The following is a 24,756-nucleotide window of genomic DNA, read 5'->3' as shown; positions in this document are numbered from 1 at the left end:
GTCGCCAGGATTTTAGTGCGGGGCAGATAATAGCAGTTTTCCCCGTTGAGAAAAACCCATCCCCTTTTCCCTAAGCCATGGAGAGGACAAAAAAAAGCGGCCTGACACACTGTCAGGCCGCCGGATACACCCAGGCAAAAATGCGCTTACATGGCGTAAGAGAGCATGATTGAGGTTTTGGTATCCGTACGATCCGGCGCAGATTCAGCCGGATGGTTGTTCCAGCTCACGTTGTAAGCCAGTTTCAGCGCGAAATGGCTGTTGATCGCTACCTGCAGACCGGTTTCGGAGTTCACCGTGGTGTCTTCTCCGAAGGTACTCAGCACGGAGACACCCTGAATGAATTTAGTGGTATCGGTCAGCTGCCACTGATAGCTGACTGCGCCATAGCCCAGCGCCTTGGTCTCATGGCCACCGGCGTGGTAATCATCATAACGTACGCCCGGACCGAATTCCGCACGCAGCGAGTGTACCGGGCCATTCAGAATCTGACGACCGTAACCGGCAGTCAGGACGTCGCGTGAATCGTAACCGTTGAAACGATCGCTTAACCAGCTCGCCTGTCCAAACAGGTAGTCATACGAGTTAAGGTTGTAACGTGAACGACCACCAATGTTGTAGGTCTCAGAAGAGCGCTCATCATTTGAAGAGGTATTAGCTGCGTTACCCCACAAGCTGTATGCCATAGATGACTGATACCAGGTCATATTGGTCTGGGCCGTTGTGGATGAGCTGGTCGTGTTACCGGTTTGCGCCAGGTATCCCGCAGCAGCAGAACCTTCAAATGGCTTTTTAGCGGTAGAAGGGTCATCCATTGATGTAAATACGGCGTTATCGGCCAGTGCCTGGTGACAAAAAGCTCCGGCGGAGAGCAAAAGAACAGCAGACAGCTTGTTATAGGCTTTCATTAAATGTGATCCGTGCGACTGTTTAAAAAACGGAGAGTCTGAAGCGTTTTGCCAGGCATTCAATGCAATTTACGGTAAGTTTTGTAAAAAATTATTAACTTACACAAAATGCCTGGAATTGCCCTGACAACCCCTGTTAATTGGGACTCATCTTATTAACGTCGCGCATTATAGTGCTGCACAAATGAAAAGCCAGACGTAACGGCAGAAGAATTTTTCATCATCCTCCTGGCTCCTTACACAGATTTACGCTGTGCGTCACGTCCGATACCCGGCATCTCCTTCATAATTCGCCTGATTTTTCGCCATGGTCTACGCTCAGTTCAGTTTCTTTTCCCCTGGAGGTACCGCATGAGCAGCAATGATTTAACCCGCTACATTGTGACCTTTCATTATCAGGAGTCGGGATTGAGTGACATCCTGGAACTGACCAGCGCAATGACCGCCGCCGGTTTTACCACCACGCTGACTGACAACGACGGTCACCCCCATGAGCTGGGAACGAACAGCTATGGCATTGTCAGTTCACTGGAGGCTGAAGATCTGCGACAACAGGTTACGGCGGCCGGTGAAAGCGCGTTGGGTCAGAAACCTGAAGTGACTGTCATGACCGTTGAAGAGTATCTGCGCAACACGGCGGATTCTCGCCCCGCCACCTCCGCGCCAGAATAAGAGGTGCAATCGTGCGCGTTTTGGTGAATATTTAGGCAATACAATCGTTCTTACGCAGCGAATAACGAGGATAGCCCAATGTGGTCAGCCATTAGTCGTCTGTTAAGCGAGCAGTTAGGCAACGCCGAAATCACTCAACGTCACGCCCTTGCGGGTGGTGATATCCATCCTGCCTGGCATATCCGCTACGGTGAACATGACGTCTTTGTCAAAAGTAACAGCCGCGATATGCTTTCGCTTTTTACCTGGGAAGCCGATCAGCTGGCCTTGCTGGCGCGCACCGGCACAGTTCGGGTGCCTAAAGTCTATGGTGTGGGTCATCACCGTGAGGAGAGCTTTCTGCTGCTGGAATATATCCGGCCACAGCCGCTGGATGAACAGAGCGCGTTTCAGTTGGGACAGCAACTGGCTCGCCTGCACCAGTGGAGCGAGCAGACCCAGTTCGGACTGGATTTCGACAATAATATTACCACCACGCCACAACCTAACAGCTGGCTGCGGCGCTGGTCGGTGTTTTTTGCCGAACAGCGCATTGGCTGGCAATTGCAGCTGGCGGCGGAAAAAGGCATTCAGTACGGCGATACGGAGTTGATTATCGCCTCCGTGCAGCGGGTGCTCGCGTCCCATCATCCGCAACCGTCGCTGCTGCATGGCGATCTCTGGCCCGCTAACTGCGCCAGCAGCGACCAGGGCCCCTGGCTGTTCGATCCCGCCTGCTACTGGGGTGACCGTGAATGTGATTTAGCGATGCTAAGCTGGTACCCCGACCTGCCCCGCCAGATTTACGACGGTTATCAGTCGGTGTGGCCGTTACCCGATGGGTTTTCACAGCGCCTGCCCGTTTATCAGCTTTACTATCTGCTGAACCGGGCTAACGTGTTTGGCGGGCACTGGCCTGGCGATGCACAGTTCGCTATTGGCGAGTTGCTGGATGAAGATGCACTCGGCAACAGTCAGGCCAGGCCGGCCTGACGAGGTTTACCGTCAGATAAAACCCAGCAGCGACAGTGCAAAATAACCGGCTATCGCAATCACCACTGGCAGCACATAAAGCGGGAAAATCTGCAGGAAGATGGTGTGGCGGGGGACGCGCACCTTCTCTTCCAGTTGCTGACGGGTGCGCCCTTCCGGGCCCTTTGCCTGTTCCAGAATCATCTGGTCCTCAATGCCCTCTTTAACGTGACGCGCCTGACGTCCCATCCGCGCGCCTGACGACTCCAGCGCCAGCCCGACAAAAATCAGAATGTAGATCAGCCAGAAGCCCAGGTTCATCTGACCGTTAAATTCGGGTACCGGCGAGTTATGCCAGAAAACGTTCAGGAACGGCGTATTGAAGCGCAGCATATCGACAATGACATGAACGAAATCAAGCATAACGGCATCAATGCCGGGCTGCTTTTCGCTGTGCTTAAACATAAAGCTCAGCACAGAAATAATGGTCGACATCAGCGCCACTAAAAAGAGCACCCAGCCCGCCACGCGCTTAAGGATGGCGATACGGCCAGCCTGTTGATAGGTCATGATATCTCCTGAACCTGGAATCCAATTTGCCGTCAGTCTACCTGCCAACGGTGAAATTTCCCAAATAAAGCGTGGTCGATCGGGCAGAGAGTGCGCCCGCAGAGAATGATGTTAAGGTAAAGCCGACTTTGTAAGGAGAACTCTGATGCCGTATCACCGCCCTGTCCTCGCCGCCCTGTTTGATATGGATGGTTTACTGATCGATTCTGAGCCGCTGTGGGATCAGGCTGAGCTGGATATCTTTTCAACGCTGGATGTTGACCTGTCACGTCGCAGTGAAATGCCCGACACTCTGGGTCTGCGCATCGATCAGACTGTACGGATGTGGTACGAAACACTGCCCTGGCAGGGTCCTTCGCAGCAGGAGGTTACTGACCGTATTATTGCCCGTGCGATGACGCTGGTGGATCAGACGCGGCCCCTGCTGCCAGGCGTGGAAACGGCGCTGCAACTGTGCCGCGAACAGGGACTGAAAATCGGCCTTGCCTCAGCCTCACCGCTCAGGATGCTTGAGCAGGTGCTGGAGATGTTCAATCTGCGCCACTATTTCGATGTGCTCTCTTCCGCAGAAGCCCTGCCCTACAGTAAGCCTCATCCGCAGGTCTATCTCAACGCAGCCGACAGCCTGGCAATCGATCCGCTTAACTGTGTCACGCTGGAAGATTCCTTTAACGGCATGATCGCCACCAAAGCGGCGCGTATGCGGTCAATTGTGGTACCCGCCGCTGAATACCGTGACGACCCTCGCTGGGCGCTGGCGGATGTCCGGCTGGATACTCTGACACAGCTCAGCCTGCAGCATCTGCAGGGATGAAGAACCGCCCGCCTGATGCGGGCTTTTTTTTGCCTGGCAATCTTCTCACTTGATCTCACTCGCAATAAAATAAAACAACGTTTCATTTTTATTGAATTCCAGTACCACTCTGCCTAAGATGCCCGAAGCGTCCCCATTCGGGGCATAAAAACCTGACCTGCAGAGAGGCCTGAGATGGACATTCGTCAAAGCATTCACAGCGATCACGCTAAACAACTCGACACCGATGCGTTGCGCCGTGAGTTCCTGATTGAAACGATTTTCACTGCCGATGACTACACCCTGACTTACAGCCACATCGACCGCATCATCATTGGCGGCGTCATGCCGGTAAACGCGCCCGTGACGATGGGTGATGAAATGGGAAAACAGCTGGGCGTCAGCTATTTCCTCGAGCGCCGCGAGCTGGGCATGATCAATATTGGCGGACCGGGGCGTGTGGAAGTGGACGGTAAAGCGTGGGAAATCGGTCACGAAGAGGCGCTTTACATCGGCAAAGGTGCCCGCAACCTGCTGTTCCGCAGTCTGAATCCGTCTCAGCCCGCCAAATTCTATTTCAACAGTGCACCCGCACACAGCACCTTCCCGGACAGGAAAATCACGCTGCAGGAGGCGGCTACCGCCACGCTGGGCGATGCCGCGACCTCGAACCGCCGAACCATTCATAAATTCATCGTGCCGGATGTGCTGCCCACCTGTCAGCTCACCATGGGCTTGACCAAACTGGATGAAGGCAGTCTGTGGAACACCATGCCCTGCCACACCCACGAACGTCGCATGGAAGTCTATTTCTACTTCGATATGAGCGAAGAGAGCGCCGTCTTCCACATGATGGGGCAACCGCAGCAGACCCGTCATCTGCTGGTACATAACGAGCAGGCGGTGATCTCACCCAGCTGGTCAATTCACGCCGGTGTCGGTACCCAGCGTTACACCTTTATCTGGGGCATGGTGGGTGAGAATCAGGTCTTTGATGACATGGATCACGTCAAAATCAGTGAACTGCGCTAAGCAGAGGAGAAATACTATGGTACTGAATACGTTTAGCCTGGAAGGTAAAGTGGCAATGGTAACCGGCTGCAACACCGGTTTAGGTCAGGGCATGGCGCTGGGTCTGGCACAGGCGGGCTGCGATATTGTCGGCGTTAACCGTAACGGCCCGGATGACACCCAAAGCAAGGTGGAGGCGCTGGGTCGCCGCTTCTGGCCGGTGCAGGCCGATCTGTTGCAGACCAGCGTAGTAGCCTCTGTGGTTGAGCAGGCGCTGGCCGCTGCAGGTAAAATTGACATTCTGGTCAATAATGCCGGTATTATTCGCCGGGAAGACGCCCTGGACTTCAGCGAGCAGGACTGGGATGACGTGATGAATATCAATAGCAAGAGCCTGTTTTTCCTGTCTCAGCAGGTTGCCCGTCAATTTATCGCGCAGGGACACGGCGGCAAGATTATCAATATCGCGTCCATGCTCTCCTTCCAGGGCGGAATTCGGGTGCCCTCTTATACCGCCTCGAAAAGTGCCGTGATGGGCCTGACCCGTCTCATGGCAAACGAGTGGGCAAAGCATGGCATTAACGTCAATGCCATCGCACCCGGCTATATGGCGACCAACAATACCGAGCAGTTGAGAAATGACGCGTCCCGCAGCGAAGAGATCCTGGGCCGGATACCGGCCGGACGCTGGGGCGTGCCTGATGACATGATGGGCCCGATAGTCTTCATGGCTTCTGCTGCGTCTGATTATGTCAACGGCTACACCCTGGCCGTCGATGGCGGCTGGCTGGCGCGTTAATTTCCCCAACGGGCAGTGTCCTGGCACTGTCCATTTTATTAATAAAATTCACGCTTCGTTACAGCGTCACATGTTCTCATTTACTGGATAAATCCCTATACTGGATGCATCGACAGTTTTCTTTGTAACCAGGTTCTATCATGACGGGCGAAGGCCACATCATTTTTGCCATTGCCAGCGCTATTTTTGCCAAGCGTGCTGAGCTGACACCCGTGCTGGCACAGGCCGACTGGTGGCATCTTGTTCCCTCAGCCCTGCTGACCTGTCTGCTGCCCGACATCGATCATCCTAAATCTCTGCTGGGACAGCGACTCAGCTGGCTCTCTCATCCTATTGCACGGGCGTTCGGCCATCGGGGATTTACCCACAGTCTGCTGGCGATTGCCGCCGGTTTATGGCTTTTTCAGATTAACCTGCCCCAGTCGTCACCGATTCCACCGGATGTGCTGCAGGGTCTGACGCTCGGCTACCTGAGCCATATAGTGGCCGATATGCTGACGCCCGCCGGGGTTCCGCTGCTGTGGCCCTGCCGCTGGCGCTTCCGCCTGCCGATTCTGCGCAGCCAGAAGGGCAATCAGCTGGAGCGGGCATTGTGTCTGGGACTGGTAGGCTATGCGCTGTGGTTCCCGGTAGGGATGCCATCTTTTGGTGCAAACGGCTGGCCATCTCAGCTGTTCGATACGCTACAAAATGGTGTCGGGCGATTAATTTCCAGTCATACTGCGCAATAAACCGCGCAAAACGCCATTTGGTTATAAACCATGCCATTTGGATATAAGGCACCCTCTGCACCTGCTGTTACCATTCCTGCTGTCTTAATTCGTGATTAACATTATGCGGCCTTCCCATGACGGAAGGCCGCATTACTCTGGAGTTTCAGCATGGACCTTCCTCTTACGCTTAATATCGTGGCCTTTGTGGTGCTGCTGGTATTGCTCTCCCGCTTCAGCCGTCATAACTGGAGCCTGTCGAAAAAAGTGCTGACCGGTCTGGTGATCGGCGTACTGTTCGGCCTGGTGTTGCAGTTGATCTACGGCGAAAACAGCGCAGTGGTTAAAGAGTCGATTAGCTGGTTTAACATCGTCGGTAATGGCTATGTCCAGTTGCTGCAGATGGTCGTCATGCCGCTGGTGTTCGTTTCCATTCTGAGTGCGGTCGCCCGTCTGCATAATGCCTCTTCGCTGGGAAAAATCAGCGTACTGACCATCGGCGTTCTGCTGTTTACCACCGCCATCTCAGCACTGGTCGGCGTCTTCGTCACCGGCCTGTTTGGTCTGAGCGCAGAAGGTCTGGTACAGGGCGTGCAGGAGACCGCGCGTCTCAGTGCGATCCAGAGCAACTATGTCGGCAAAGTGGCTGACCTGACCGTGCCGCAGCTGGTGCTCTCCTTTATCCCGAAAAACCCGTTTGCCGATCTGACAGGCGCCAGTCCGACCTCAATCATCAGCGTCGTGATCTTTGCCGCGTTCCTGGGTGTGGCTGCACTGCAGTTGCTTAAAGATGATGAAGTGAAAGGTCAGCGCGTGCTGGTGGCGATCGATACGCTGCAGTCGTGGGTCATGAAGCTGGTGCGTTTAGTGATGAAGCTGACGCCGTATGGTGTGCTGGCGCTGATGACTAAAGTGGTTGCCGGTTCAAACCTGCAGGACATCATCAAACTGGGCAGCTTTGTGGTCGCCTCATACCTCGGTCTGGCCATCATGTTTGGTGTCCACGCCCTGCTGCTGTCGGTTAATGGTATCAACCCAATGCGCTTCTTCCGTAAAGTGTGGCCGGTTATCACCTTCGCCTTCACCAGCCGTTCCAGCGCAGCCAGCATTCCGTTGAGCGTTGAAACCCAGACCCGTCGTCTTGGCGTGCCGGAGTCGATTGCCAGCTTCGCGGCATCCTTTGGTGCCACAATCGGCCAGAATGGCTGTGCCGGTCTTTATCCGACCATGCTGGCCGTGATGGTTGCGCCAACCGTCGGGATTAACCCGTTTGATCCACTGTGGATTGCCACGCTGGTTGGGATAGTCACGCTGAGCTCAGCCGGTGTGGCCGGTGTTGGTGGAGGTGCAACGTTTGCTGCACTGATTGTCCTGCCTGCGATGGGCCTGCCGGTGACCCTGGTGGCGCTGCTGATCTCCATTGAGCCGCTGATTGATATGGGCCGTACAGCGCTGAACGTCAATGGTTCGATGACCGCAGGTTCCCTGACCAGCCGCTGGTTAGGCATGACCGATAAACGCGTACTGGAAAGTGACGACAACGCCGAGCTGGCGCACCGTTAATCTGCCTTAAACCTGGCGCGCCCGCGCCAGGTTTTTTCCGTCTCTCTTCTCCATAATCTCTCCCATTGATGGCGACGCCGTTAAGAAAGCGTTAAGCATGGTAAACAGGCGAAAAATCCGCGCTTTAGTGCTTGTCTTTGCCCGGTAAAAGGCGAATTCTGCATCCAGTCTTATGAGGAGAACACCTGATGAAAAAGATAATCGCCTCGCTTCTGACGCTGACGCTTCTGACACCCGCTCTGGCTTTCGCCCATCCTGGCGACTGGGGCCCGGGATGGGGTCGACATGGCGGACCCGATCCACACTGGGTCGGTCCCGGACATCACTGGGGCGGACCTGGACCGATTCGCTTTCTGCCTGAAGCCGCAACGGCGGTGCTGATCGGCGGACTGACCTACTACCTGCTCAATGGCAGTTACTATCAGCGCCACGGCGATGAATATGTGGTGGTAGAGCCGCCAGCAGAGTCGCGGGTCAGCAGTGAGATGCGGGTACTCGACTTTAACGGCAAACGCTTCTATGTGCAGGCAGGTCATTTCTACCAGCGGCAGATAGATGGTGATTATGTTGAGGTGCCGCGCCCGGCAGGATTGTAGTCAGCGCCACAACGAAAAACGGCCCGTCAAATGACGGGCCGTTAACTATTCAGAGAGACGAAAACTTACTGCTGAACCTGCGGGTCGGTGTCATATTCCGCACAGCTCTGGAAGCCGTAGTTCATCACACGGCCCGTGTCGTTGTAGCTCACGAAATAAGTCTGTGCTTTACCGTCGCGCTGACCCAGAACATAAGTCTGGCAGGTGCCGCGCGCGTGGACCATGGTGATTTCAGTAGAAGGTGCACCCGCGATCTGACGAACCTGATCACGTGTCATACCCTTTTTAACATCCTTTACCACTGGCTTAGTCACGTAGCTTTCCGCACGATCGTAAGTCGTACAACCAGACAGTGCAGCCAGTGTCAGCGCCGCAGCGATACATCCCATCACTTTATTCATCTTGTTGTTCCTCATTTATTGTCCATGTGGAAACAAGCCTGGAACATAAATGCTGATTTATCAAGTTTATGAGGAACAATTAGTGGTACATCAAATGTCAGGATTTCGTAAAGAAGGCTGTTTTGTTGTCAATGCGGCCGTATACTTTCCGCCAAAACAGGTTTTGGATAGCCCCGCCGATTCAGACACCCTCTGCCTCATGGGTATCCGCGCAGAGCGGTGAGATTATCGCCCTTCGGACGCTGTTCGCTTGTCATGCCCGCTTCTGTTCACCCATCGCTGACTATCCCGAGGAACAATGACCCCTGCTCACTCTGACCGCCTGGTTTATGCGATTACACTGGGCCTGCTGGCCGCACTGGGCCCGCTCTGTATCGACCTTTATCTGCCAGCCCTGCCACAAATGGCGCAGGATCTGCACACCGAAACTGCGACCGCGCAGTTGAGTCTGACCGCCGGTCTGTTGGGCCTGGGCTTTGGGCAGTTGCTGTTTGGCCCGATGAGTGACAAATTCGGCCGCCTGCGTCCGCTAACCCTGTCACTGATACTGCTGTTTATCGCCTCAATCGGCTGTGCGCTGGCGCAGGACATCCACCAACTGCTGGTGGCGCGTCTGTTTGAAGGATTAGCGGGGGCGGGCGGCGCGGTATTGTCGCGGGCGATTGCACGCGATATGTACAGTGGTCATGAGCTGACGCGCTTCTTCGCGCTACTGATGCTGGTTAACGGTCTGGCTCCAGTCGGCGCGCCGGTACTGGGTGGTGTGCTGATGACGATAGTCGACTGGCGCGGCATCTTCATGGTACTGGGCGGCATTGCCATTCTGCTGATCCTGCTGGCGCGCTGGAAGCTGCATGAAACCTTGCCTGAAGCCCGCCGCAACCAGGGCTCTATTTTCTCCGCCTACGCGGCACTCGGTCAGGTGGTCATTCATCGACCCTTTATGGGCTTCTGTCTGACCCAGGGCTTTATGATGTCCGGCATGTTCGCCTATATCGGTGCCTCGCCGTTTGTGCTGCAACAGCTCTATGGCCTGTCGCCCCAGGCCTTTAGCTTCTGCTTTGCGGCCAACGGGTTTGGCCTGATCATTGCTTCGCAGACCAGCGCTCGCCTCTGTCCGTTGTGGGGCGAATATCGGGTGCTGAAAGGCGGTCTGACACTGGCTTTTGTCGCCTCTAGCCTGCTGCTGCTGGCCGCGCTACTACACGCACCGTTAGCGCTGCTGCTGCTGGCGCTGTTCTTTACCATCGCCAGCAACGGCGTGATCGCTACCACTGCCTCGTCACTGGCGATGCAGAGTCAGGGCCACCGTGCTGGCAGCGCCTCTGCAGTCATTGGCGTCACCATGTTCACGCTGGGTGCGATTACCTTGCCGCTCACCGGCATTGGCGGCACGTCGGTACTGAGCATGTGCGCCACCATTTTTGGCTGCTTTATGATGGCGATTCTGATGTTTAACGTGCTGGCGAAAAAACCGCTGTCGTAATTAAAAACTCACTGATTTCGCAACGTTTAGCCGCAATCAGTTGCCGCTTAAGCTTGTTGTTTTCGCTTCGGCACGTTAGCTTTACTAAAACGTTCGCATCGTGCCGACTGGCCACTGACCTGAGGAGAAGTTCATGTCACTGCAGCAGGAAATTATTGAAGCACTGGGTGTAAAGCCCGTTATCGACGCCGACCAGGAAGTGCGTGTCAGCGTCGATTTTCTTAAAGCCTATCTGAAACGTCACAGCGGACTGAAAACGCTGGTGCTGGGGATTAGCGGCGGTCAGGATTCAACCCTTGCGGGCAAGCTGGCGCAAACGGCGATCAGCGAGCTGCGTCAGGAGAGCGGCGATAACGACTACACCTTTATTGCGGTGCGTCTGCCGTATGGCGTGCAGGCGGATGAGCAGGATTGTCAGGACGCGCTGGCCTTTATTCAGCCCGACCGTTCGCTGGCGGTGAACATCAAAGAGTCCGTGCTGGCCAGTGAGCGCGCGTTGAAAGATGCCGGTATCACGTTGTCTGATTTCGTGCGCGGCAATGAAAAAGCGCGCGAGCGAATGAAGGCGCAATACAGCATCGCCGGCATGACCAAAGGGGTGGTGGTCGGCACCGACCATGCCGCTGAAGCGGTCACCGGATTCTTTACCAAATATGGCGATGGCGGTACTGACATCAATCCCCTTTTCCGCCTGAATAAGCGTCAGGGCAAACAGCTGCTGAAGCATCTTGGCTGCCCGGAACATCTTTATCTGAAGAAACCGACTGCCGATCTGGAAGATGATCGTCCAGGCCTGCAGGATGAAGTGGCGCTGGGTGTCACCTACGAGATGATTGATGACTATCTGGAAGGCAAAAGCATTGCTCCTGACAGCGCCCGTATTATCGAAGGCTGGTATCTGAAAACTGAGCACAAACGTCGTCCGCCGATCACTGTGTTCGACGACTTCTGGAAGTAATCCTGCGCCTCCTTTGCTCCGGCAAAGGAGGCTTCACTCATTTAAATTGTTGAACGCTGCATGCCTCCCACCGTCTCGCGCGCTACCCTCATCGGGCTTATCGCCATTTTGCTCTGGAGCACCACCGTGGGCCTGCTGCGCAGCGTCAGTGAAGCCTTCGGTGCCACTGGCGGCGCGGCGCTGATCTACACCACCACGGCGATCCTGCTTTGCCTGACCCGCGGTTTGCCCAGACCTGGCGCGCTGCCCGCGCTCTACCTTTGGCTGGGCGGTGCCCTCTTTGTCGGTTACGAGATCTGCCTGGCGCTGGCTATCGGGCTGGCCAGCGATCGCACCCAGTCGCTGGAGCTGGGAATGATCAATTATCTCTGGCCCTGCCTGACCATCGTGCTGGCGATTCCGTTTAATCAGCAGCGCTTCCGTGTCTGGCTCTGGCCCGGATTGCTGCTGTCGCTGCTGGGGATCGTCTGGGTGATGAAAGGCAGTGGCAGCAGCTCGCCCGCGCTACTGTGGCAGAATATACTGCGCAACCCTGTCGCCTATGCACTCGCCTTTATCGCCGCCCTGACATGGGCGGTCTACAACAACCTTACCCGCCGTTTTGCCCGCGGCTCGAACGGCGTCACGCTGTTTTTTATCCTGACCGCGCTGGCGCTGTGGCTGAAATATGCCTTCAGCGATCGTCCTGTGCCGTTAACGTTCGATCTGATACCGATAATGGAGGTGCTGTTTGTCGGCCTCTCCACTGCTATCGCCTATTCCGCCTGGAATCATGGGATTCAGCAGGGCAATCTGACGCTGCTGGCCACCGCGTCCTACTTCACGCCAGTGCTGTCGGCTCTGCTGGGATCGCTGTGGCTGGGTCTGACGCCGCCGCTGGCTTTCTGGCAGGGCGTTGCGATGATTACACTGGGCTCGCTGATTTGCTGGCTGGCGACACGGCGTCTTTAACAGACAGCTGGCGATCATTTCACCTGCCTGTTATGCTGTATGGACAACCAGTAAATGGAGTCCATTTTGGTCAGACGTGCTGCCATTCTTCGCCCCGAACCCGACGCGAATACAATTTATCAATATCCCGAACACCTGCGTGAATGGCTGGAAGGCCTGCCGAATCATCCTGGCGTCTACACCTTTCATGGCGAAAGTGAGTCACTTCCGCTTTATATCGGTAAAAGTGTCAATCTGCGTTCGCGGGTGATGTCCCATTTCCGCACGCCGGACGAGGCGAAAATGCTGCGCCAGTCACGGCGCGTAAGCTGGATCCCCACAGCCGGCGATCTCGGTGCGCTGCTGCTGGAAGCGCAGATGATCAAAACCCAGCAGCCGCTGTTCAATAAGCGACTGCGCAAAAATCGCCAGCTCTGTTCGCTGCAGATTACCGACGGCAAACCGAATGTGGTTTACGCAAAAGATCTCGATTTCAGTCAGTCACCCAACCTGTTTGGACTTTATCGCAGCCGCTTTGCGGCGCTGGAACGGCTCAAGCAACTGGCGGATGAGTATCAGCTCTGTCACGGGCTGCTGGGTCTGGAAGCACTGAGTGCGGGACGCGGCTGCTTCCGCTCGGCTCTGCGCCGCTGCGCCGGAGCCTGTTGCGGTAAAGAGCCGGTCAGCGACCATCAGGATCGGCTGCTGGAGGCACTGGAAAATGTGCGGGTTTTCTGCTGGCCGTGGCAGGGTGCCGTAGGTCTGGTGGAGGAAGGCAAAGAGATGACGCAGATCCATGTTATCGATCACTGGTTCTATCTCGGTTCGGTGAGCAGCATGGATGAGGCCAGAAAACTGCAGCGGCCCAAAGGCGGTTTTGATCACGACGGCTATAAAATCCTCTGCCGCCCGATTCTGTCGGGTGTCTACCCTATTCTTCCGCTATAAAAAAAACCGCCGACGCTGCCCACTCACGTTCAGTGGACAGCGTCGGCGGTCTCAGACCGTTCGCTTAACGAATATTATTCAGCCGGTTCTGCTGGCGGCGCCATTTTGCCGTCGTGCGGGGCTTTCTCAGTCAGACGCTTTTCAAAGTTCGCGTTGTACTGTTTCTTCTGCTCCGGCGTCAGCACGTTATAGAGCTTGTTCTGGGTTTCCAGCATCTTCAGCGCATGCTCTTTCGCGTTGGCGGACATCTTCTCTGCCTGCGCTTCGGCTTTGCTCTGGTCAAAGCTGTCAGACGCAATAATGCTGTGAGCCGCGCGGCGCTCGTCCAGTGACGGACGTTTCATCTCTTTGTGGCTCTCTTTCATGATGTCGCGCATCTGGGTTTTCTGCGCATCGGTCAGGTTCAGACCTTTAAACATCATCTCCATGCCGTGGCGCATTGGCGGTTTGTGCATCGCCTTTTCGCTGCCCGCTGGCGGTGGAGTCAGGTTATCTGCTGCTGCATGGACGGCGCTGGCTGCACCAAACGCCAGCGAAGAAGCCAGTAAAAGGGAAGTCAGTTTGCGCATAATAGTGTCCTTATAATTCATGATAATGACGACAGCACTCTGTCGCGTCTTCGGAAACAAGCATACGACGCTGAACGTCAACTACTCAGAGCCTGAGTAAAGCCGTGAAAGCATAAAAGATAAAAAACGGGCAATCATGAAGAGAATAAGAAGAAAGGCGTGAGGAATTGAAAAAGTTTATGAATTTAAAGCGAATTTGGCAGAAATCATGGAGGAGCGTAATGGTTACGACTGGAAAGCGGAAGGCGATCTCCCGCTTTTCGTGTCGATTTTTTTAGCGCCGATGAACTGCAACAGTAAGAACGGTTATCACACCGCCAGCGCCTGAGTCTGTTCACCCTCTTCAATCAGCATCAGTCCGGCACGCAGCCCGGCGGCCACGTTGGGATTGGGGAACAGCACATATTCCCGCGCCTGCTGCACGTAATAGCGCGTATTACCATCTTCCGCCAGCAACGTCCCTTGAGGAAACGCGGTAAAGTTCAGCGTTTCCGGCGACATATGCAGCGTAAAGTGCTCACTCAGTCGGGTGATCTGCTGCGCAACCCGATAGTGACGCGGTTTCACCCTCGCGACAGGCATCGCTTCGCCATAGAGCAGAGAAGCCAGCGCCTGCTGCGCCGCGCTGAACTGGCTGAGATCGTTCTCGCCGAACGGCAGCGCCTTGCCCAGTTCAAGCGTGCAGCTGGCCGCACCGAAGTGCTCGCAGCTGAAATGGGTAAAGGTACCGCCCGGCGAGCGATGAAACACCAGCGCTTCCAGCCCGGCAGCGGCCAGCCAGTCCAAAAATGCAGGCGGCCAGGGACGCTCGTTATGCGGCATCACCCCGAACTGAGGGTGATAAGAGCCGCGAATGGCGGTGTGCATGTCGAGGTGCCAGCGCGTCTCATCGCACTCACCCAACTGCCAGAAGGTTTCCAGCGCCTGCTCCAGCCGCAACACGCGGCGGGCCTCATCACCGTCATCAATCTGCTGCCAGCGTCCGCCAAATAGCCGGTTGATGTCATAACGCACATAGCGCTTACCGGCGCGCAGCGCTGAGGGATTACCCAGAATGACCAGCATGCGCTGCTGTAACGGCTTTTCGCCTCGCAACAGCGGGTTAACCAGCTGGTTTACGATTTCTACCGGGGCCGTTTCATTGCCGTGGATCCCGGCAGAGAGCACCAGCGCCTGTTTAACCGGCACCGTCGGCTCCATCAACAGTATGCCGTGATACAACCACTGCCAGCGAAGATGCGCCGTTTCACCACTACGCTTACGCGGCACCTCGCCGGAAAGCGTTTGCTGTAAAAAGTCCTGCATCATTCCTCCTTTGCGCCCTGAGCAGACGGCAGACTGTGCTGCCTCCTGCTTCACTGCTGAAATGCGTAAACATTTCCTAAGTCTAGCAGCTTCGTCAGTTCATCCAGCGCGTCACGTCCCTCACGCAGCAACTGTGGGTCGACCAGATCGGCCTGGGTCAGGCGATCACGGTAATGACGGTCAACCCAGCTATTCAGTGTGCTGAAGAGGTTATCGTTCATCAGCACCGCCGGATTTACTGCCTGCTGCTCCTCTGGCGTCAGCACGACCCGCAAACGCAGGCAGGCTGGCCCCCCTCCGTTATACATGCTTTCGCGTAGATCAAACACCTTCAGTGATTTCAGTGGTGTATCCGCCTCGACCTGTTCACACAGGTAGCGCCACACACCCGGATGCTGGCGTGACTCTTCCGGCAATACCAGCATCATCGTGCCGTCGGGACGGCTCAGCAGCTGGCTGTTAAACAGATAAGTCTCTACCGCATCTTTCACCGAGACACGGTCTGCCGGCACTTCCAGAGCGACAAAGCCGGGGATGCGCGCCCGAAGTTGCGCGAGCAGTTCAGGCTGATCAACAAAGGCGTGCTGATGACAGAACAGCATCTGCTGGTTGCTGACCGCAATCACATCATTATGAAATACGCCCTGATCGATCACCGCAGGATTCTGTTGGGCGAACAGTACGCTTTCGGGTGAGAGCTGATGAAGGCGGGCAATCGCCTCGCTGGCCTCACGGGTTTGCCGCGCCGGATAGCGCTGCGGCGCTTTGCCTTCGTGGCTGCTGTCGCGGCCATACACAAACAGCTGCACGCCGCGCTCGCCATAGGCACCGCCGAGACGGTTGTGGTTAGCCGCCCCTTCATCACCAAACATAGCCACCTGCGGCAGCGCATCGTGCACGGCAAAATGGCGATCGTCGCGGAAGATGGAACGCAGCAGCCAGGCGGTTTCTGGCGCTTCTATCGCCCGATGAAACTTGTTGTTCAGGTTCGCCACCGTCAGGTGAACCCGGCCATCCAGACTGTCTGCGGACGGCGAAACCGTAGCGGCATTGGCCACCCACATCGCCGACGCGGAGCTGGCGGCGGAGAGTAATCCCGGCGCGGTTTTCCCGGCTGACGCCAGCACCTGCTCATCGCTGCCGCTGAAGCCGAGCTGACGCAGCACCGCAATGTTGGGTCGCTCGTGCGGCGGGATCACGCCCTGCACGTAGCCCATATCAGCCAGCGCTTTCATCTTCAGCAACCCCTGCTTTGCCGCCAGACGGGGATTCGACGGCTGCAGCTGGTTGCGGGTCGAGGCTTCGTTCCCAAAAGAGAGCCCGGCATAGTGGTGCGTTAATCCTACCAGCCCATCAAAGTTGGCTTCGGTTGCCTTCATGAGCGCTTCTCCGGCGCGGAGAAATCGAGTCCCGGCGACAATGTGGCGGGCAGCGTCAGGTCCGGCGTCTCCAGTGAGGCCATTGGCCAGGCACAGTAATCCGCCGCATACCAGGCACTGGCGCGATGGTTGCCCGAAGCGCCGATGCCACCAAATGGCGCGGTGCTGGCTGCGCCGGTCAGCGGTTTGTTCCAGTTGACGATACCGGCACGGGCTTCCAGCAGCAGCTGATCGAACTGCTGACGTGAAGGCGAGATTAAACCACACGACAGGCCGTAACGGGTCTGGTTCGCCAGTGCTATCGCCTCGTCAAAGGTGTCATAGCGGATTACGCCGAGCAGCGGGCCAAAGACCTCTTCATCCGGAATGCCCTGCACACCGGTTAAATCGATAATGCCCGGTGTAAGAATGGCACTGTGACGATCCGGCCAGCGCATCGCCAGCAGCACCTCGCCACCCGCATCAACCCGCCGTTGCCACTCACCTATAATCTTCTCTGCCGCGCCGGTAGAGATCACGCTTCCCATAAAGGGTTGCGGTTCAGCATTCCAGGCGGCCGGCTGCAGTCGCCCCGCCACCTCTGTCAGCCGCTGCAGAAAGGCATCGCCCGCATCACCACGTTTAACCAGCAGACGCCGGGCGCAGGTGCAGCGCTGACCCGCAGTAATAAAGGCTGACTGCACGGTAATATTGACGGCGGCATCCAGGTCAGCCGGATCTTCCACTATCAGGGCGTTGTTCCCGCCCATTTCCAGCGCCAGCATCTTCTCAGGCTGACCGGCAAACTGGCGATGCAGCTGATAGCCGGTATGGGCGCTGCCGGTAAACAGCAGGCCATCGATCTGGCTGCAGGTTGCCAGCGCCTGACCGGTCTCCCGACCACCCTGTAACAGCGCCAGTACACCTGCAGGCAAACCCGCAGCCAGCCAGATCTCAACCGTTTTTTCGGCGGTCAGCGGCGTCAGTTCACTGGGTTTAAAGACCACGCAGTTGCCCGCCAGCAGCGCCGGAACAATATGACCGTTTGGCAGATGGCCGGGGAAGTTGTAAGGGCCAAATACCGCCAGCACGCCGTGCGGACGATGGCGCAGCGAGCTTTCGCCCTCATGCTGCTCACCGGTGCGGCTATGGTACGCCTTCACCGAAAAGCCGATTTTGTTGATCATCGCACCGACTTCGGTCAGTGCTTCCCAGCGTGGCTTGCCGGTTTCACGGGCAATGGTTTCTGCCAGGTCTGTTTTGTGAACCTCAAGCCCGGCCGCAAATTTCTCAATAATCGCCTGCCGTTCCGCCAGCGGGCGTCTGGCCCAGCCCGGAAAGGCAGCGCGCGCCGCGTCACAGGCTGCCGTGACCTGTGCGACTGATGCCGCCTTGCCCTGCCATAACGTCTCGCCGCTGACCGGATCCGCTTTCGTCAGGACCTCCGCGTCACCGTCTACCCATTCTCCCTTTATCAGGTGCGTCATGCTGTTTTCTCCTCTTTGCAGAGCGTCACTACGCGCAGGCTGTCGCCCGGCTGACAGTGGAGCGCCCGCATCTGTTCATCCGTCAGTTGCACGCTGTCGCTGTCGGCATGGGCCGGGATCAGCACCACACGGAACTGGCGGTAATTGTTATTAGCAACCAGACAGAGTGGCGCATCCGCCGGATTTTCACCCCGTTCAGCGCTGCGCAGACGACTTTTACGCACGGCGCGGATGTGGTCGATATCGCACTCCAGCGTCGGGCCGCCATCAAAAATGTCGACATAGTTAAGGTAGCGGAAGCCCTCCGCCTCCAGCACGGCACGGGCAGGTGCCGTTTGTGGATGCACCTGTCCGATGACCGCCTGCGCCTCTGGCGTCAGGTAATCAATATAGAGCGGATGCTTCGGCATCAGCTCAGCAATAAAGGATTTCTGGCCGGTGCCGCTGAGGAAATCGGCTTTGCTGAATTCCATTGAGAAGAAGCGGCTGCCCACGCTCTCCCAGAATGGCGAATGCCCCTGCTCATCGCTGACGCCACGCATCTCAGCTACAACCCGATTCGTGAAGTGCTCACGGAAATTAGCCATAAAGAGGAAGCGGGATTTCGACAACAGGTAGCCATTTTTGCCGTCACGGTAATCGGGATCGAGAAATAGCGTGCAGAGTTCACTGCTGCCAGTGTGATCGTTACTCAGTGACAGGGTTGGCAGCGCGGCATAGACATTCAGTTCTTTTGAGGCATGCACCTGCGTGCCGACACGAAAGTTATACCAGGGCTCCTGCAGGCCGACAGCCACTTCAATGGCACAGATGCCGACGGCGCGGTTATCTTCGCTGTCCGCCAGCACAAAGACATAGCCCTGTTCAGCGCGGGGCAGCGTACCCTCCCAGGTCTGCAGCGATCGATCAATACGCGCCTGTAACGTTGCGCTATCGACGGGCAGCGAGGTCAGCCCGCCACCGGTTTTGCCGGCCAGTGCCATCAGCTGACTTAAGTCATCGCGTTCAACGGGACGGATTACCATCATGATGCGGACCCTCGGACCAGACGCTCACACACCTCGGCAAAGCGAGCCATGCCCAGCTTCACTTCCTGCTCACTGATATTCAGTGCCGGGGCAAAACGCACCACGTTGGCACCGGCAATCAGCACCATCACGCCCATCTCAGCGGCGGCCAGGTTGATCTCTTTGGCTTTACCGGCAAAGTTGTCGCTCAGTACGGCACCAATCAGCAGCCCCAGACCGCGCACTTCTTTAAACAGATGCAGACGCTGGTTGATCTCATCCAGTGCCGCAACAATCCACGCGTGACGTTGTGTGACACCGGTCATCATCTCAGGCTGATTGATCAGCTCCATCACTTTACCGGCCACCGCACCCGCCAGCGGATTGCCGCCATAAGTGGTGCCGTGGGTGCCAACGCCCATCACCATTGCGAGATCTTCGCGGGTCAGCATCGCACCAATCGGGAAGCCGCCGCCCAGCGCTTTAGCGCTGGTGAGTACATCCGGCGTGACACCATAATGCATGTAGGCGTAAAGCGAGCCGGTGCGGCCAACGCCGCTCTGCACCTCATCAAAAATCAGCACGGCCTGATGCTTATCACAAAGTTCACGCAGTCCGCGCAGAAACGCCGGATCGGCAGGCAACACGCCGCCCTCACCCTGAATCGGTTCAACAATCACCGCGCAGGTGTGGTCATTAATCAGTTCAGCCGCAGCGGCCAGATCGTTAAATGGCGCATGCTGAATCTCTGGCGGCAGCGGTGCAAAATCTTTTGAGTAAGCGGGCTGCCCTCCGGCTGACACAGTAAACAGGGTGCGTCCGTGAAACGCATTTTTGAACGCCACGATACCACTTTTATGCGGCCCGACCCGGTCATGCGCCACTTTACGCGCCAGTTTCAGGGCTGCTTCGTTCGCTTCCGCGCCGGAGTTACAGAAGAACACACGGTCAGCAAAAGTGGCGTCAATTAACTGTTTCGCCAGCCGCAGGATCGGTTCGTTGGTGTAGCCATTCCCGGTGTGCCATAACCGTGCGGCCTGGTCCTGCAACGCCTGTTGTAAAGCCGGATGCGCATGTCCTAACGCATTGACGGCAATGCCACCAGCAAAGTCGATATAATCCTTGCCGTTTTGATCCCAGACGGTGGAGCCTTCCGCGCGAACCGGTATAAAGGTCGCAGGTGCATAAACCGGCATCATCCATTGATCGAAATCGTGACGTGAAACGTGCAGTGCCATAACCCATTCTCCTGCGTGACTTTACCGGCTGGGTAAAGCTTATGTTTTAAAATTGTTAAAAGATGTTGTAATGCTGCCCTACTGTAGAGTGCAGTTAACGTGCCAGCCAGAGAATTAATGCATAAAATGGTCTTCACAACGTAATATCAATAACTTACAACCAATCAATATTCACTTAATTTGCATATATAGTGAATAATTGTCTGATTGCAGCGGCATAGCCGGGTTTTAAACAGCGGAATTATGCATTCACGGGATGAAATATCGCTTTTGTGATCGCTGATAAATTATCTCTCCAGAAAACCCCCGCCGGCGCCCTGTTTTAGCGCGGTTTGCCTCACACTGGTGCAGCGCGGGATCGATGAGTCATCCTTCCAAAAGACGCTGATCGTTTAGATTTAACATAATAATTTCATTTATCGCGACTGACGCAGAGATCCGTGCATCTGAACCTGATTAATTAATCAGCAACCAGACGATAATTTGATCAGTGACTGGAAAGATTATTTCTGGCGTGATTATATGGAATAAAAATATTATTCATTAAAATATGTTCAGATATTAATATGCACGCTAATGGTTAGAATAAAAACATTACAATTTTATTCTTCTACACCTGTTACTCATAATTAATGCATTGAACGCGTTGATTTAAAAATGAACAGACGGGATTTGTTAATGTCACCCTGGAACAAATCAAACCCATGATTATAAAGGATTAAGTTAAAATTACCCATAATTTTATATAAGAAGAAAATCTTATTATCTTTTCAGTTAATCTCCTTCTCTATCGCTTTCCTGCCTGCGGAATATCTAAATCACATTTTGTTACTTATATTCCACTTTGTAAATTTATCTTTTTGTGTCATTTTCTTTTCGCCCCGCATCAGGGGAATAATAATTAATGAAGACAGGATAATAATTAAATGATGAAGCGCACTTCACTGGCGGTTGTTATGCCGTTACTGATCGGTCTCTCCTCCGCACAGGCCGCAGAAGTTTATAACAAGGATGGCAATAAGCTGGATCTGGTCGGCAAGATTAACGTATCTCACCTTTTTTCAGATGATAATAATAACAACGGTGATACCTCCTCTTATGCCCGCTTTGGTTTTAAAGGTGAGACAAAGATTACTGATCAACTCACTGGCTATGGTTTCTGGCAGTATCAGTACAGCCTTCACAACTCCGAAGGCAGTGATGCGCAGGCGACCAACCGTACCCGTCTGGGTTATGCAGGCCTGAAGTTTGGCCAGGCGGGATCGCTGGATTATGGCCGCAACTATGGCCTGGTGTATGTCGTGTTGAGCTATACGGATATGCTGCCATTCTTCGGCGGCGACTCCGGTTATACCGATGCCTTCCTCTCTGGCCGCTCAACCGGCGTGCTCACCTGGCGTAATAGTGATTTCTTTGGTCTGGTAGACGGATTAAACCTTGCAGCGCAGTATCAGGGCAAAAACGACCGCAGCAATAATATCGATGGCGTACGTCGCTCCAACGGTGATGGTTTCGCCCTGTCCGCGTCTTATGACTTTGATTTCGGTCTGAGCTTCGCTGGCGCGTTTGCCAGTCTTGATCGCACGACCGCGCAAAACAGAGCCGCACGTGGTGAAGGCGAGAAAGCCCAGCACTGGGCGACGTCGGTCAAATATGATGCGAACCAGGTTTATCTGGCCGCCATGTACGGTGAGACCCTGAATGCCACCCCAATTAGCGGCGGCTTCGCTAACAAAGCGCAGAATTTTGAAGCTGTGGCGCAGTACCAGTTCCTGAACGGTTTCCGTCCATCCCTGGGTTACGTCTCATCAAAGGGCAAGGACATTGAGAATATCGGCGATGCCGACATCATTAAATACACCGCAGTGGGTGCGACTTACTACTTCAACAAGAACATGTCGGTTTATGGTGAATACCGCATTAACCTGCTGAAAGATAACAATCCGCTGGGTCTGGCAACCGACGACATTACCGCGCTGGGTCTGATTTACCAGTTCTGATGTCATTATGGGCCTGGCACTTCACGCCAGGCCCGTTTATTGTCTCACGCCACACTTCAGACACCGTCACGCGGCGTTAACCCAGTGCCCTGACTAAGCTGACGGCTACCGTCGCTTCCTGCATCAGTTCTTCCACATTGGCAGACGCCAGCAGCGTGGTTGCCTGTCCGGCAGGCACCGGACGACTGAAAAGATAGCCCTGACCGTAATCACAGCCGCGTTTTCTCAGCCATCTCAGCGTGGCGACATCTTCTATCCCCTCTGCCGTGATCACCACATTCAACCCCTGACAGAGCGCCAGTAGCGTTTCAACGACTTTCCGCTGCTCCGATCCGGTCACGATGCCGGCGATAAATGACTGATCAATTTTGATTTTGGTAATACCCAGCCCCAGCAATACCGACAGGTTGGAATAGCCGGTGCCAAAATCATCCAGTACCACGCCGATACCTGTCTCTTTCAGCTGACGAATCGCCTCGCGGGCATCATCGGAAATGGCCATAACATTTTGTTCGGTGATTTCGAGTTCCAGCATTACCGGTCCGGCATGCTGCATAATGCGAGACAGACAGCTGGTGAGTGACGGTCTCAGCAGCTGTTCCGGAGTGATGTTCAGCGACAGGCAGAGCCCGGCGGGCCATGCACGGGTGGCACTGACCGCATCCTGCAGAAGCGCCACGGTCATACTGTCCATAAGCCCCAGTCGCTCCACCACCGGCAGAAACTCTGCGGGTGAAACCGTCTGGCCTGACGCAGTGATCCAGCGTGCCAGTATCTCAAAACCGGTAATGTTTCCGGTGCGCAAAGAGACCAGCGGCTGGAGAAAGGGAACGATGGCGTGACCGCTGACGGCGGCCACCACCTCCTGCTCCAGCCATTCACGCTGGCGAAAGCGCAGCTCCATGTCCGGGGAGAATCGTGCCAGATGAGAGCACTTATCCTGCTTCGCTTCATATAACGCCAGGTCGGCCGCCCGCATGACATCAGCCTGCCCCGTACAGGCGGAACTTGCAATGCCTGCTGAGAGGCTCAGAAAGGTGTGCGGCCCTGTCCGTATCGATGCTGCCTGTTCGCATAAACTTTCGGCGAAAGTCTGCGCCTGCTCAGCCTGTGAATCTTCGGCAACAATGGCGAATTCATCCCCGCCCACACGAAACACCTTGCTCGTGCTGCCTGCCGAAGCGGTCAGCAGATCAGCCAGTGCGATCAGGGTCGCGTCACCCTGACGATGGCCATTCAGATCATTGATACTCTTGAAGTGATTAACGTTCAGCAGAGTCAGAGTGTAGGCCGCGCCGCATGCTTTAAGCGAAGCAATGTGTGCATTGAAGGATCGGCGGTTCATAACACCGGTCAGCTCATCGGTTCCGGCTAGCCTGAGTGCGTTTTTTTCCGCCCTTCGGGTTTTGCGAATCAGCCCCGCGATAAGCAGCGCAGGAACAACCATCGCCAGCCCGGCAAACGAGGAGGAGGTGAGAATAAACCGCAATCGCTCGCTGATTTCAAAACTTGTATCGTAGCCCAGGCCTAGCAGGCGGCAAATCCGCGCTTCAAGCCCAAACTCCCACAGTGTGGAGAGTAAAATAATGGTCGCAATATTCAGCATTGCGAGCCAGAAAAGTTTCAGGCGCATGCGTTAGTTCCCGGTGATGGCAAGTATCAGAGTTTTGTTTTAATGATCAGTAAAAAAACCGGGGCGTACTTCTCATACCCTATCAGTTAAGCCGTCTGCAATAAGCCCGCCTCCGCTATGTCTGGACATAGCATTCGCCCGTTCTCAGCCTTACGGCAGCAAGACAAACGATCGGCGGAGCCCCGAACATGTCGGTTCCGTTATCAATCCTGCTGAGTGTTCTATCGGCAGCGCGGGCAAAATTAACAGGCCAGTCCAGTTATATTTGTGAACACGGACGGCTTTAACCGCTTAAGCAGTATGAACAGCCTGCGGGTATTCTGAGGAAAGCAAGCCCTGGCATCAGACGATAAAAACAGGTTTATCAATCTATTGGCCGCTTATGTCTATCCACCCGATTACAACAGGGTGAACGCATGAGACAGAGGGACGGAAAACCTCTCATTTCTCTGGACACTCGTGCGCAGTGGTCCTTAACGGAAATAATAAAATCGCCAGCAGCTGGACGCCGCGCCCTGACGCGTTAAAAGCACACCCGATTCCCGGAAAGGCTGACACCGAAGGTCGATTACACGGGCAATGTGCTCCTGTCAGCCCGCCAAAGTGCTTAAATTTTGCAGTCGATTTACTCTGTATTACATCAATAAGCGCGAGGTAAGCCGGAAGGTACATCCGGTTATATTGACTTCAATTTAGTTTGACTCAATACTGTGCTTTCTTTCAGTCAGACGTGCACTGTAGCCTGCTCCCTCCGTCGCGATAGCGCCTGAACATCTGATGTCTGACACCAGGAAAGAGAGGCTGCAACAAGCCATTTCTCCTGAGACACTTAGCGAGAATTCAAGGCTGGCAAACTGCCTGTC

General features: G+C 55.3%; 24 protein-coding genes. 14 read left to right on the top strand and 10 right to left on the bottom strand.

What is annotated here, in order from left to right; genetic code table 11:
• Window positions 1–146: 146 nt before the first annotated feature.
• Window positions 147–908 carry a DUF481 domain-containing protein gene (locus H7K52_RS04235; protein WP_003848331.1) on the bottom strand — a complete coding sequence of 254 codons (762 nt, stop codon included), beginning with the start codon at window positions 906–908 and terminating at the stop codon, window positions 147–149.
• A gap of 351 nt (window positions 909–1,259) precedes the next feature.
• Here H7K52_RS04235 and ghoS point away from each other — a divergent pair, with 351 nt between their 5' ends.
• Together ghoS and H7K52_RS04225 are read left to right on the top strand one after the other, a co-directional pair.
• Window positions 1,260–1,580 carry a type V toxin-antitoxin system endoribonuclease antitoxin GhoS gene (ghoS, locus tag H7K52_RS04230; RefSeq protein WP_003848334.1) on the top strand — a complete coding sequence of 107 codons (321 nt, stop codon included), beginning with the start codon at window positions 1,260–1,262 and terminating at the stop codon, window positions 1,578–1,580.
• 78 nt (window positions 1,581–1,658) lie between these two features.
• Window positions 1,659–2,552, top strand: a complete 894-nt coding sequence (locus tag H7K52_RS04225) for a fructosamine kinase family protein (protein WP_008926180.1) — start codon at window positions 1,659–1,661, stop codon at window positions 2,550–2,552.
• A 12-nt stretch (window positions 2,553–2,564) separates the two neighbouring features.
• Here the strand turns inward: H7K52_RS04225 and H7K52_RS04220 are convergent, their stop codons facing one another.
• Window positions 2,565–3,101 (bottom strand): YniB family protein, encoded by a 537-nt coding sequence (locus H7K52_RS04220; protein WP_003848337.1) that lies wholly within the window; start codon window positions 3,099–3,101, stop codon window positions 2,565–2,567.
• A 145-nt stretch (window positions 3,102–3,246) separates the two neighbouring features.
• Between H7K52_RS04220 and hxpB the strand changes: the two genes are divergently transcribed.
• From hxpB to H7K52_RS04190, 6 genes are all read left to right on the top strand, one after another.
• Complete coding sequence (gene hxpB / locus H7K52_RS04215; protein ID WP_182629752.1) at window positions 3,247–3,915, top strand: hexitol phosphatase HxpB; 669 nt, start codon at window positions 3,247–3,249, stop codon at window positions 3,913–3,915.
• Window positions 3,916–4,089: 174 nt separating this feature from the next.
• The gene (gene kduI / locus H7K52_RS04210) at window positions 4,090–4,926 is read left to right on the top strand and encodes a 5-dehydro-4-deoxy-D-glucuronate isomerase (protein ID WP_182629751.1); all 837 of its coding nucleotides are present in this window, start codon (window positions 4,090–4,092) and stop codon (window positions 4,924–4,926) included.
• 16 nt (window positions 4,927–4,942) lie between these two features.
• Window positions 4,943–5,704 carry a 2-dehydro-3-deoxy-D-gluconate 5-dehydrogenase KduD gene (gene kduD / locus H7K52_RS04205; RefSeq protein ID WP_003848343.1) on the top strand — a complete coding sequence of 254 codons (762 nt, stop codon included), beginning with the start codon at window positions 4,943–4,945 and terminating at the stop codon, window positions 5,702–5,704.
• Between the two features lie 140 nt (window positions 5,705–5,844).
• Entirely contained in the window at window positions 5,845–6,435 is a 591-nt protein-coding gene (locus H7K52_RS04200) for a metal-dependent hydrolase (RefSeq protein ID WP_003848345.1), read from the top strand.
• Window positions 6,436–6,585: 150 nt separating this feature from the next.
• Window positions 6,586–7,977, top strand: a complete 1,392-nt coding sequence (locus H7K52_RS04195) for an L-cystine transporter (RefSeq protein ID WP_003848346.1) — start codon at window positions 6,586–6,588, stop codon at window positions 7,975–7,977.
• A gap of 188 nt (window positions 7,978–8,165) precedes the next feature.
• Window positions 8,166–8,573, top strand: coding sequence for a DUF6515 family protein (locus H7K52_RS04190; protein ID WP_039660377.1), 408 nt, complete (start codon window positions 8,166–8,168; stop codon window positions 8,571–8,573).
• A 65-nt stretch (window positions 8,574–8,638) separates the two neighbouring features.
• Here H7K52_RS04190 and osmE read toward each other — a convergent pair whose 3' ends face one another.
• Entirely contained in the window at window positions 8,639–8,974 is a 336-nt protein-coding gene (gene osmE / locus H7K52_RS04185; protein ID WP_003848350.1) for an osmotically-inducible lipoprotein OsmE, read from the bottom strand.
• A 49-nt stretch (window positions 8,975–9,023) separates the two neighbouring features.
• Here osmE and H7K52_RS04180 point away from each other — a divergent pair, with 49 nt between their 5' ends.
• The 5 genes from H7K52_RS04180 to cho all read left to right on the top strand — a co-directional run bounded on the left by H7K52_RS04180 (window position 9,024) and on the right by cho (window position 13,296).
• Entirely contained in the window at window positions 9,024–9,197 is a 174-nt protein-coding gene (locus tag H7K52_RS04180; protein WP_008926177.1) for a hypothetical protein, read from the top strand.
• Window positions 9,198–9,272: 75 nt separating this feature from the next.
• Complete coding sequence (locus H7K52_RS04175; RefSeq protein ID WP_182629750.1) at window positions 9,273–10,460, top strand: multidrug effflux MFS transporter; 1,188 nt, start codon at window positions 9,273–9,275, stop codon at window positions 10,458–10,460.
• A gap of 133 nt (window positions 10,461–10,593) precedes the next feature.
• Window positions 10,594–11,418, top strand: a complete 825-nt coding sequence (gene nadE, locus H7K52_RS04170) for an ammonia-dependent NAD(+) synthetase (RefSeq protein ID WP_182629749.1) — start codon at window positions 10,594–10,596, stop codon at window positions 11,416–11,418.
• A gap of 60 nt (window positions 11,419–11,478) precedes the next feature.
• Window positions 11,479–12,369, top strand: coding sequence for an aromatic amino acid DMT transporter YddG (gene yddG / locus H7K52_RS04165; protein ID WP_008926175.1), 891 nt, complete (start codon window positions 11,479–11,481; stop codon window positions 12,367–12,369).
• 66 nt (window positions 12,370–12,435) lie between these two features.
• Complete coding sequence (gene cho / locus H7K52_RS04160; protein ID WP_039660501.1) at window positions 12,436–13,296, top strand: excinuclease Cho; 861 nt, start codon at window positions 12,436–12,438, stop codon at window positions 13,294–13,296.
• Between the two features lie 74 nt (window positions 13,297–13,370).
• On the opposite strand, the gene spy is transcribed toward cho, so the two are convergent.
• The 6 genes from spy to H7K52_RS04130 form a co-directional block, all read right to left on the bottom strand.
• Window positions 13,371–13,865 (bottom strand): ATP-independent periplasmic protein-refolding chaperone Spy, encoded by a 495-nt coding sequence (spy, locus tag H7K52_RS04155; RefSeq protein WP_003848356.1) that lies wholly within the window; start codon window positions 13,863–13,865, stop codon window positions 13,371–13,373.
• A 309-nt stretch (window positions 13,866–14,174) separates the two neighbouring features.
• The gene (gene astE, locus H7K52_RS04150) at window positions 14,175–15,170 is read right to left on the bottom strand and encodes a succinylglutamate desuccinylase (RefSeq protein WP_182629871.1); all 996 of its coding nucleotides are present in this window, start codon (window positions 15,168–15,170) and stop codon (window positions 14,175–14,177) included.
• A gap of 50 nt (window positions 15,171–15,220) precedes the next feature.
• Window positions 15,221–16,549, bottom strand: coding sequence for an N-succinylarginine dihydrolase (gene astB / locus H7K52_RS04145; protein WP_003848358.1), 1,329 nt, complete (start codon window positions 16,547–16,549; stop codon window positions 15,221–15,223).
• Window positions 16,546–18,015 carry a succinylglutamate-semialdehyde dehydrogenase gene (gene astD / locus H7K52_RS04140; protein WP_008926172.1) on the bottom strand — a complete coding sequence of 490 codons (1,470 nt, stop codon included), beginning with the start codon at window positions 18,013–18,015 and terminating at the stop codon, window positions 16,546–16,548. The genes astB and astD overlap by 4 nt, the downstream gene beginning before the upstream one ends.
• Window positions 18,012–19,043: an arginine N-succinyltransferase gene (gene astA / locus H7K52_RS04135; RefSeq protein WP_008926171.1), complete on the bottom strand. Its 1,032-nt coding sequence runs from the start codon at window positions 19,041–19,043 to the stop codon at window positions 18,012–18,014. The genes astD and astA overlap by 4 nt, the downstream gene beginning before the upstream one ends.
• Window positions 19,040–20,260, bottom strand: a complete 1,221-nt coding sequence (locus tag H7K52_RS04130; RefSeq protein WP_003848361.1) for an aspartate aminotransferase family protein — start codon at window positions 20,258–20,260, stop codon at window positions 19,040–19,042. Before H7K52_RS04130 ends, astA begins: the two co-directional genes overlap by 4 nt.
• A gap of 926 nt (window positions 20,261–21,186) precedes the next feature.
• Between H7K52_RS04130 and H7K52_RS04125 the strand changes: the two genes are divergently transcribed.
• Window positions 21,187–22,260, top strand: a complete 1,074-nt coding sequence (locus tag H7K52_RS04125; protein ID WP_310736369.1) for a porin — start codon at window positions 21,187–21,189, stop codon at window positions 22,258–22,260.
• A 76-nt stretch (window positions 22,261–22,336) separates the two neighbouring features.
• Here H7K52_RS04125 and H7K52_RS04120 read toward each other — a convergent pair whose 3' ends face one another.
• Window positions 22,337–23,893, bottom strand: a complete 1,557-nt coding sequence (locus tag H7K52_RS04120) for a putative bifunctional diguanylate cyclase/phosphodiesterase (RefSeq protein ID WP_039660381.1) — start codon at window positions 23,891–23,893, stop codon at window positions 22,337–22,339.
• Window positions 23,894–24,756: the final 863 nt, after the last annotated feature.

Source organism: Pantoea hericii (assembly GCF_014155795.1).
Classification (GTDB): Bacteria; Pseudomonadota; Gammaproteobacteria; order Enterobacterales; family Enterobacteriaceae; genus Pantoea; species Pantoea eucalypti.
The sequence above is the reverse complement of the archived record's forward strand: the minus strand, read 5'-3'. Positions and strand labels throughout refer to the sequence as shown.

Coding starts and splice junctions, on each gene's coding strand:
- H7K52_RS04195 (WP_003848346.1), top strand. CDS start 6,586: ATGGACCTTCCTCTTACGCTTAATATCGTGGCCTTTGTGGTGCTGCTG.
- H7K52_RS04190 (WP_039660377.1), top strand. CDS start 8,166: ATGAAAAAGATAATCGCCTCGCTTCTGACGCTGACGCTTCTGACACCC.
- astE (WP_182629871.1), bottom strand. CDS start 15,170: ATGCAGGACTTTTTACAGCAAACGCTTTCCGGCGAGGTGCCGCGTAAG.
- H7K52_RS04235 (WP_003848331.1), bottom strand. CDS start 908: ATGAAAGCCTATAACAAGCTGTCTGCTGTTCTTTTGCTCTCCGCCGGA.
- yddG (WP_008926175.1), top strand. CDS start 11,479: ATGCCTCCCACCGTCTCGCGCGCTACCCTCATCGGGCTTATCGCCATT.
- astA (WP_008926171.1), bottom strand. CDS start 19,043: ATGATGGTAATCCGTCCCGTTGAACGCGATGACTTAAGTCAGCTGATG.
- astB (WP_003848358.1), bottom strand. CDS start 16,549: ATGAAGGCAACCGAAGCCAACTTTGATGGGCTGGTAGGATTAACGCAC.
- H7K52_RS04120 (WP_039660381.1), bottom strand. CDS start 23,893: ATGCGCCTGAAACTTTTCTGGCTCGCAATGCTGAATATTGCGACCATT.
- ghoS (WP_003848334.1), top strand. CDS start 1,260: ATGAGCAGCAATGATTTAACCCGCTACATTGTGACCTTTCATTATCAG.
- astD (WP_008926172.1), bottom strand. CDS start 18,015: ATGACGCACCTGATAAAGGGAGAATGGGTAGACGGTGACGCGGAGGTC.
- hxpB (WP_182629752.1), top strand. CDS start 3,247: ATGCCGTATCACCGCCCTGTCCTCGCCGCCCTGTTTGATATGGATGGT.
- H7K52_RS04200 (WP_003848345.1), top strand. CDS start 5,845: ATGACGGGCGAAGGCCACATCATTTTTGCCATTGCCAGCGCTATTTTT.
- H7K52_RS04130 (WP_003848361.1), bottom strand. CDS start 20,260: ATGGCACTGCACGTTTCACGTCACGATTTCGATCAATGGATGATGCCG.
- osmE (WP_003848350.1), bottom strand. CDS start 8,974: ATGAATAAAGTGATGGGATGTATCGCTGCGGCGCTGACACTGGCTGCA.
- H7K52_RS04220 (WP_003848337.1), bottom strand. CDS start 3,101: ATGACCTATCAACAGGCTGGCCGTATCGCCATCCTTAAGCGCGTGGCG.
- H7K52_RS04175 (WP_182629750.1), top strand. CDS start 9,273: ATGACCCCTGCTCACTCTGACCGCCTGGTTTATGCGATTACACTGGGC.
- spy (WP_003848356.1), bottom strand. CDS start 13,865: ATGCGCAAACTGACTTCCCTTTTACTGGCTTCTTCGCTGGCGTTTGGT.
- H7K52_RS04125 (WP_310736369.1), top strand. CDS start 21,187: ATGATGAAGCGCACTTCACTGGCGGTTGTTATGCCGTTACTGATCGGT.
- H7K52_RS04225 (WP_008926180.1), top strand. CDS start 1,659: ATGTGGTCAGCCATTAGTCGTCTGTTAAGCGAGCAGTTAGGCAACGCC.
- kduI (WP_182629751.1), top strand. CDS start 4,090: ATGGACATTCGTCAAAGCATTCACAGCGATCACGCTAAACAACTCGAC.
- kduD (WP_003848343.1), top strand. CDS start 4,943: ATGGTACTGAATACGTTTAGCCTGGAAGGTAAAGTGGCAATGGTAACC.
- nadE (WP_182629749.1), top strand. CDS start 10,594: ATGTCACTGCAGCAGGAAATTATTGAAGCACTGGGTGTAAAGCCCGTT.
- H7K52_RS04180 (WP_008926177.1), top strand. CDS start 9,024: ATGCTGATTTATCAAGTTTATGAGGAACAATTAGTGGTACATCAAATG.